General features: G+C 31.8%; 7 protein-coding genes. 2 read left to right on the forward strand and 5 right to left on the reverse strand.

Annotated elements, in window-relative coordinates; all coding sequences use genetic code 11:
• Nucleotides 1-220 precede the first annotated feature (220 nt).
• The gene (locus QMN76_RS10695) at nucleotides 221-928 is read left to right on the forward strand and encodes a replication initiation protein (protein ID WP_282024746.1); all 708 of its coding nucleotides are present in this window, start codon (nucleotides 221-223) and stop codon (nucleotides 926-928) included.
• Nucleotides 929-2,110: 1,182 nt separating this feature from the next.
• Here the strand turns inward: QMN76_RS10695 and QMN76_RS10700 are convergent.
• From QMN76_RS10700 to QMN76_RS10715, 4 genes are read right to left on the reverse strand one after another with little or no spacing between them, the layout of a single operon-like run.
• Nucleotides 2,111-2,551 carry a hypothetical protein gene (locus QMN76_RS10700; protein ID WP_282024747.1) on the reverse strand — a complete coding sequence of 147 codons (441 nt, stop codon included), beginning with the start codon at nucleotides 2,549-2,551 and terminating at the stop codon, nucleotides 2,111-2,113.
• Nucleotides 2,552-2,576: 25 nt separating this feature from the next.
• On the reverse strand, nucleotides 2,577-3,113 hold the full coding sequence (locus QMN76_RS10705) for a hypothetical protein (protein ID WP_282066019.1): 537 nt from the start codon (nucleotides 3,111-3,113) through the stop codon (nucleotides 2,577-2,579).
• Nucleotides 3,113-4,210: a hypothetical protein gene (locus tag QMN76_RS10710; RefSeq protein ID WP_282024750.1), complete on the reverse strand. Its 1,098-nt coding sequence runs from the start codon at nucleotides 4,208-4,210 to the stop codon at nucleotides 3,113-3,115. Before QMN76_RS10710 ends, QMN76_RS10705 begins: the two co-directional genes overlap by 1 nt.
• Entirely contained in the window at nucleotides 4,203-4,808 is a 606-nt protein-coding gene (locus QMN76_RS10715; protein WP_282024751.1) for a phage neck terminator protein, read from the reverse strand. Before QMN76_RS10715 ends, QMN76_RS10710 begins: the two co-directional genes overlap by 8 nt.
• 269 nt (nucleotides 4,809-5,077) lie before the next feature.
• On the opposite strand from QMN76_RS10715, the gene QMN76_RS10720 reads away from it, so the two are divergent.
• The gene (locus tag QMN76_RS10720; protein WP_282024753.1) at nucleotides 5,078-5,566 is read left to right on the forward strand and encodes a hypothetical protein; all 489 of its coding nucleotides are present in this window, start codon (nucleotides 5,078-5,080) and stop codon (nucleotides 5,564-5,566) included.
• Between the two features lie 178 nt (nucleotides 5,567-5,744).
• Here the strand turns inward: QMN76_RS10720 and QMN76_RS10725 are convergent, their stop codons facing one another.
• Complete coding sequence (locus QMN76_RS10725) at nucleotides 5,745-6,935, reverse strand: tyrosine-type recombinase/integrase (RefSeq protein ID WP_282024755.1); 1,191 nt, start codon at nucleotides 6,933-6,935, stop codon at nucleotides 5,745-5,747.
• Nucleotides 6,936-7,280: the final 345 nt, after the last annotated feature.

Consider the following 7,280-nt stretch of genomic DNA (forward strand, 5'->3'; position numbering starts at 1 on the left):
TTAGGTAAGCTGTAGCCCTTATTTCTCTAAGGTTACAGCTTGTTAAATGGAACTTTTTTTCGGTTAAATGGAACTTTTTTTCGGTTAAATGGAACTTTTTTTCGGTTAAATGGAACTTTTTTTCGGTTAAATCCACAGAAGTAAATTAAAATTATATTGCTCTTTAAACTTATTAGAACTATAAAAATTGAAGTTCTAATAAGTTTAAAGAGTTTTATAAATGCATAACTTATCTAAAAAAAATATTATCATAGGTAATGCAGTAACAAGAGCTGCTCAAGGATTCAATCTGGCTGAAAAAAGAATTATTTTTGCAGGAATAGCAAAACTAGACGGAAAAAGTACTGAAGTTATATTAACAGCCGAAGAGTATGCAAAAACTTTTAACTTAAGTTTAGATCTCGCTTATAAACAATTAAAAGATAACGTTGAGAATTTAAGAAAACGATATATTAGTTATCAAATAGTAGATGAAAAAGAAACAATAGCAAAAGCTGCTATCAATTGGCTCCAAGGATATTTTTATCATAATAAAGAAGGCTATGTTTCTTTCCGATTTAGTGAATACATTTTTCCATATTTATTTGAACTTCAAAGTCATTTTACTAAATACAAATTACAGCAAGCTTGTGCTTTACGTTCTATTCATTCATGGAGATTATTAGAACTTTTCGAACAACAAAAACAAATAAACAAAGATGGGTATCGATGGTTAAAAATTTCTATTGATGATTTTAATCATGCCATGGAAGCACCAGAAAGTTATCAAAAAAATTTTAAAAATTTACGAGTTAAAATTATTGAACCTGCCATAAAAGAATTATCAGAAAAGGATAATTGGATTATCGAATGGAAGGCTATTAAAAATGGAAGAAAAGTTGTAATACTTGAATTTACTTTTTCTCATCATCCAGAAAATTTTTTATAAATACTTCTGAATTATTTTTTAAATATGCAACCGAAAAAAAGTTCCAATTAATTTTTACATCTGAAAATAAACCAACTTCAAAGTCGTAACTTTTTAAATAAGAAAAAACTTATTTAGAATTTGTTTGTTCACGCCATCCAGAAATCAATTCATAAAATATTGTTTTTTAAAAAGTGAACTTCAAAAAAGGTACATTTATTTTTTTATAAATTGTTAAATGATCTTTAAAAAAAATTATCAATTTTAAAAATCCATCAAATGCACATGAAGATTTTGCTAATTCAAAAAGCAAAAAATATGATTGTGTAGTTGTGAACTTTTTAACGTATCGTGACGTAATATTTTAAAATTAAAACTCACTAAAAAGCCCCCGAAATAATCAAAATTAATAAGCCAACTGCAAGTTCAAGGTATTAAAATGAAAATTGAGACAAAAGTAATACTTTTGTATTACTTTTGGACTTTTAATACTATCTTGCATTAAAATTTTTAGTTCTTTTCCTTAAAATATAACGATTACAAAACAAATTGCTTTTTTGCGTTAGTTGCTTTTGAGAGATGAGGTTTTTGCTTTTTTAATATCCACGACACCATTTAATTTTTAATCATCATCTACAAGCAAATATGAACCATTTAAAATGGTGTTTAATATTAAACACCAAAGCATAATTGATTATTTGTTTTGAAATTAAAAACGACAATTAAACTTTATTGTTTTTTATTTTAAACAATGGCTGTGAAAAATACTTCACTCTTTCCTGAGCAATTAACAAAAGATCAAACAAAACTAACCTAGCATTTTTTGTTTATTTAGAACGCAACAATTTATCAAACCAACAAAACATAGGCGACAGATCAAGTTTTTTCTTAATAATTTTTTAAACCTACTTAGAAAATCAAAATTAGTTTTATAAAAAAATTGATTGATGAATGTATTCGTGTTTGATTTTTTTTGTTGCTCGTATTTGATCGAGCCAGAAACGCAATAAGGAACACTTCAAAGCAATCATATTGAGCAAAGAGGCTATCAATTGAATTTGCATGAAGACTATAAAAACAATTTACTAAAAGCTAAAATATCCGTCTAATTTTTAAAATTTTGAACACATTTCAATGTAAAAAATATTTTTTTATTTAATAAACAAACTTCTGAAGTTTATTAAACGACCATTTATTAAAACTTTATAATAAAAATCCTATTTGTTCGATTGTTTGTTTTAACGACTCTCTATTAGAAAGCAAATATCCACTAAGCTTTATATCACTTCCCTTATAATAAAAAAAATTAAATTCCAATAAGTAAATACTATCTTCTGTAACAACAATAGGACTGAAAGAATGTCTATCTATTTCACATCGTAAAGAAATAATACGATTTTCATCATAAAAAAAATAATTACCTTTACCACTATTAATGATCTGCATTAATCCATCATTAAAAATTTTTAATGCATCATAACTAATCACAACATCTTTTGACACAAACTTACATTCTTTTTTTTGAAAATAAATATTACAGTTTGTCGTCTCACCAGATTTCCAGCGTTGTTTATCTTCAAAAAATTGAAAAGGGTCAATTTGTATCAGTTCACATTCACCTTTAATCTCTATTTTTTTTTTCATTCCACGTTTCCATATTAAAACTCTATTAAAGTGACACTAATTCTTGATAAAAAATTATTAATGCCTCTTCTGAAACCAACAAAGAGCCCTCTAATACCAGCGTATCATCACCGTCATCGATATAAAAATTGTCATCATTGTTACCATCATCAGTTGGAATATAGTAAGGATCGTAAAAAAGAAATTTAAATAGATAATTTAATGAATTCTCTATCCTTTTACATGTTAAAAAAGCAAAATCAGTTAAATGAACTCCCAAACAATAACTATCAATGGCTTTAGGTGACTTTGTAAAACAAAAGGAAAATTTATTTTTAAATTGTTTCATAAACCAAGAATCAACTTTAGAATTTAACGTTTCATTAATACGAGCTTTAGACTTATCATTTAATAATGTTTTTAAATCAGATCTAAAAATAGATAAATTTATTGCATTACCATCATTACTTTTAAACATAAAAAATATATCATCACTGTTATAATAAAAAATATTTTTTATGTTACCAGTATCATTCATCTCAAACTGAAGAGCACCACCATCTTTTCCTCTAATTTCAATCATTAATCCCCCCTCCACTGCCACTCTTTATGTTCTTTACTATCATATTCGACCTTACGTGTTGAATTAACATTTTCTTTAAATTGTTTTATATCTTTGATATGTGGTTGTTTAAAAATAGTGTTTTTATTATAATCGTTGATCCACTGCCCTATTCTTCCTGACCCCTTCCCATTTGATAGATTGCCAAGCCTGTTTTCATATACATATTGAAAATGCTTAATCGTCCATGTTCTTTCATCAACAATAACCTCAACTACACGAGGTTTTCCATTTTTAAACACAGTCCCTACATATGTTTTATACATAAATCCAAAAGCACGATTTGCTGAATCAGGTGTTCTTATCCCATTTCTAATAATATGTTCCAATATTATTTCTGGAATATATCTTTGTGGATCTTTCATATGACGCAGTGCTGTTTCTTCAAATTTTAACTTAATTGCTGAAAGACCCATTTTTAATTTTGATCTTAAAACAAAAGTAATTGGTGCTGCTAATACTGCTTTACTAATTTTAATCTTTGTAGGTGGCCCTTGCTTTCTTCCTTCTTTAATCGCATTTTTAATATCTGTCTGTCTTTTTTTTAGTATTCTTCTAGCTCGTTTATAAGGCTCAGGAGCTCTTTTTAAAAACTCTCTTTTTCCCATTACACGTGTGTAACGCATCGCATATGGTAAAGCTTCAAGTAACCCATCAGTAAGAACAATTAACGCAACTTCTTCAGAAGAACCGCCAAACATACCATGATCTTCCTCATCGGAAATAGCGCGACGAAATTTATGATACTCTTCGGCCTCTTCTGGAGACATTGCGTCAACATCTTTTGCAGTTAATTCATGTTTATATTGACTTACTTCTTTCTCATTAATATCATAAATAAAACTAATTTTAAAAAAACCAGATGTAGGATCATATCCAATAGATTCCATATTCTCATACCCGATACACACCCTCGTATTTGGATCAATAATAGGCCTCATACCTTCAGGTGTTGGATTAAAAGAAAAATAGTCATTTTCTCCCATAGAAGGAGCAGATCCAGTGAAATGATAGGATGGTGGTTCTGTAGGATCATAATTACCTTGATATTCACTCATCTTGTGAATTCTCTTCACCATCTGCAATAAGAGTATTCAGAATAATTTCTTTGGCACTTTCTTCACAAACACCAACTTCTGGATGATATTCAAAGTAGGCATCTACAGTGCAGGAATCCTCATATTGATCCTCATCATTAATATAATCTTCTTCAATTTTTACGTCGTCACTGTAAAGAGGAAACAAAATATCACTTAACTTCTCAAATTGATCGGTAGCCCAACTATCATTAAAACGTGCTTCAAAGGCTTGACCCATTTCTAAAGCACTAATATTTCCCCCTCCCATAAAAAGCATACTCATCGTAACCATTGATCTGTACCACAAGATTTTATGTTTATCTGTGTATCTTGTTTCTGTGCTAGAAAGCCTATCCTTTTTAATAACTTGTAAAATAACGCAAGGAGTTTTAGGAGGTGAAACACGACTATTCATTCCTTTAACGACAGTTAATTTGGCTCCTTTAATTGGAATAGCTTTTTGTAAAAACTTTCCAACTAAATCATACATTTCTTGATGTGTTAATTTTTTCAACTTTGGAAACCCTTTATCTTCTGGAGCTTTAGCTATTACTTGAGCTGGTTGATCATCGGTCATTTGTTTATTCACTTTCTTGATTGGATAGTTTAGACAAAAAAAGACGCAGTTATTGCGTCTTCATCGAGTTATTCTTTTATTTGTTTAAAATTTGGTCATAAAAAAACGACCTCAAAATAGGTCGTTCGAAATCTTTTAAAGATAAAAATATTAATTTAGTTGAAAATATACCACTTTTTGACAAGAATTTCAATATATTAACAAATAAAGACCTATTGACGTTCATTAAACATCATGCAAAGGATAAACTATCTTCAATGAGGTCAATCATGCCTAATGTTTCTATTTCCGAAGCTGCCGAATTAACAGGGAAAACGCGACGAACCATACAGCGACACGTCGCTAGTGGTAAATTGTCGCGATCCGTCGCTAGCGGTGGACGTGTCGGTGTAGATACCTCAGAGCTTATTCGAGTATATGGACAATTAAGGTCGCACGACAGCGACACGACAATGTCACAGCCTGTCATACCCAACGTCGCTTACAAAAATGACAATGAACGTCTTTTAAAACTAGAACATGAATTATCCCTTGTAAAAGTTGAGCTTGAAGCTGAAAAAAGACGTGTTCAAGATAAACAAGAAACGATAGATAGCCTTAAAACGGCTTTAAAGCTGCTTGAGTATAGGCAAGATAAATCTGGTACAATCGAACCACTCAAAGAAGACAACGTATCAGAGCCTCAAAAAAACGATACTTCTGTTGATGATAATATCAATACTGGATTACTTGGACGTTTCAAGAAACTATTTCGTTAATTCCCTCACACGCGCGTATTGCTCTTGAAACTCTATTTTGATTTTTTGATTAATTTTGAAAAAATATCAAGTTATACCTGATTTCCTATAGAATGATATGCCACTTAGAATGTGACTTTATCGCCGTTTATTGATGATTTCCTCGCGCGTACGCGCGTAATGGCCGCAAAACTCCAAGCTATGCCCTACAATAATTTTCCCATTGGTTCATAAGGTCACGTCTCTTGTCCAAAAGGTCTCCCCGCCGATAAGCACTTTCAACCTTTGACTTGATTGCGTGTCCTAAAGCCATTTCGAGGATTTCTGATTGTGTGTTGGTAGCTTCACTGCCCCAGTCTCTAAAAGATGATCTAAAGCCATGCAGGGTCATATCTTGGTCTTTGGCTGCATTCTTAACGGCAGTTAATACGGCTTTGTTATAAATGGGCTTACCATTATTATTCTGAAATACATATTCGCCCTGATTGTCATTAATAGCCATAGCGCGCTTAATCACATCCAAAGTCTCATCTGATAAAGGCACCCGATGCTCATTGTTGGTTTTGCTGCGTGCCTCTGGCAATGTCCAAACCTTTTCCTTGAAGTCGATTTCATCAACCCGCATTTCTCGCCCCTCGGCTGAACGACAAGCAGTCAAACAAATAAAACAAGCTGCCAAGTTAGGAATGTCATTGATAGACTTCAAACGCTTGTAAAGTTTGTTGATCTGTTGCCAATCATAGGCTTTACGATGTTCAACCTTTTTAAAATCCGATGGTTTTGGTAGAATTGTTTCAAGAAAGCCCGTCCATTTTGCGGGATTATCTCCATAGAACCAACCCCGCGCCTGTGCATATTTAAACACCCGATCAAGTAAACCCTGTAGCTTTGCCCCTGTCACAGTCTTTTCATACCAAATCTTTTTCAACAAGATACGCACATCATCAGGGGTAATGGACTGAATAGAACGCCCCTTAAAGACTGGGTAAAGGTAATTCACAAATAAAGCCTCTATTTCTGCTTTCGTGCTTTTACCCCTCCATCTCTTAGAACGATCTTCAATATATTCCTTAGCCACCATCTCAAAGGTTTTGCGGTTTTCTTTAATGGCCAGCTTACCTGATTGCTTTTGTTGTAATGGATCAAGATCACTTCTAAGCATTTCGCGAGATTGACGGGCAACCTCTCTTGCATGATCCAACGTAATATCAGGCAATGAGCCAAGACCTAACATTCTGATCTTACCTGTGGTTGGACTTTTGAACCGAAAGACCCATGCCCTAGAGTTTCCCCGAATGGAAAGATAGAGATTGCCTCCATCCGAGTGCATCCCTTCTTTTAGTCGATTGAGGCTTTTTTCTTTAAGCTGATTGGGTGCTAATCGTGCCATTTTTTTGTCTCTGGTGATTTTCTGTGGAGGGTCTGTATATGGTGTTAGAATAATATATTCTAGGAATAGAATAAAAAAATACAGTTAAATCAATACTTATAATGTTTTTATAATTTCTATTGTATTATTTAGCGTATGATTTAGAGAGTTTTTTTGAAATTTTTAATTAAGTTTTCCACAGATTTTTGAAATGATTTTGCTTTTTAAATTCTTTTTAAAGAGTTTTAAAGAGTTTTAGGTAAGCTGTAGCCCTTATTTCTCTAAGGTTACAGCTTGTTAAATGGAACTTTTTTTCGGTTAAATGGAACTTTTTTTCGGTTAAATGGAACTTTTTTTCGGTTAAAT

It is taken from the genome of Commensalibacter papalotli (ex Botero et al. 2024), from assembly GCF_947179115.1.
GTDB classification, from domain to species: domain Bacteria; phylum Pseudomonadota; class Alphaproteobacteria; order Acetobacterales; family Acetobacteraceae; genus Commensalibacter; species Commensalibacter papalotli.

What these genes read in the sequence shown, in the direction of transcription:
- QMN76_RS10700 (WP_282024747.1), bottom strand. Translation starts at nt 2,551, where the DNA reads ATGAAAAAAAAAATAGAGATTAAAGGTGAATGTGAACTGATACAAATT.
- QMN76_RS10725 (WP_282024755.1), bottom strand. Translation starts at nt 6,935, where the DNA reads ATGGCACGATTAGCACCCAATCAGCTTAAAGAAAAAAGCCTCAATCGA.
- QMN76_RS10705 (WP_282066019.1), bottom strand. Translation starts at nt 3,113, where the DNA reads ATGATTGAAATTAGAGGAAAAGATGGTGGTGCTCTTCAGTTTGAGATG.
- QMN76_RS10715 (WP_282024751.1), bottom strand. Translation starts at nt 4,808, where the DNA reads ATGACCGATGATCAACCAGCTCAAGTAATAGCTAAAGCTCCAGAAGAT.
- QMN76_RS10710 (WP_282024750.1), bottom strand. Translation starts at nt 4,210, where the DNA reads ATGAGTGAATATCAAGGTAATTATGATCCTACAGAACCACCATCCTAT.
- QMN76_RS10720 (WP_282024753.1), top strand. Translation starts at nt 5,078, where the DNA reads ATGCCTAATGTTTCTATTTCCGAAGCTGCCGAATTAACAGGGAAAACG.
- QMN76_RS10695 (WP_282024746.1), top strand. Translation starts at nt 221, where the DNA reads ATGCATAACTTATCTAAAAAAAATATTATCATAGGTAATGCAGTAACA.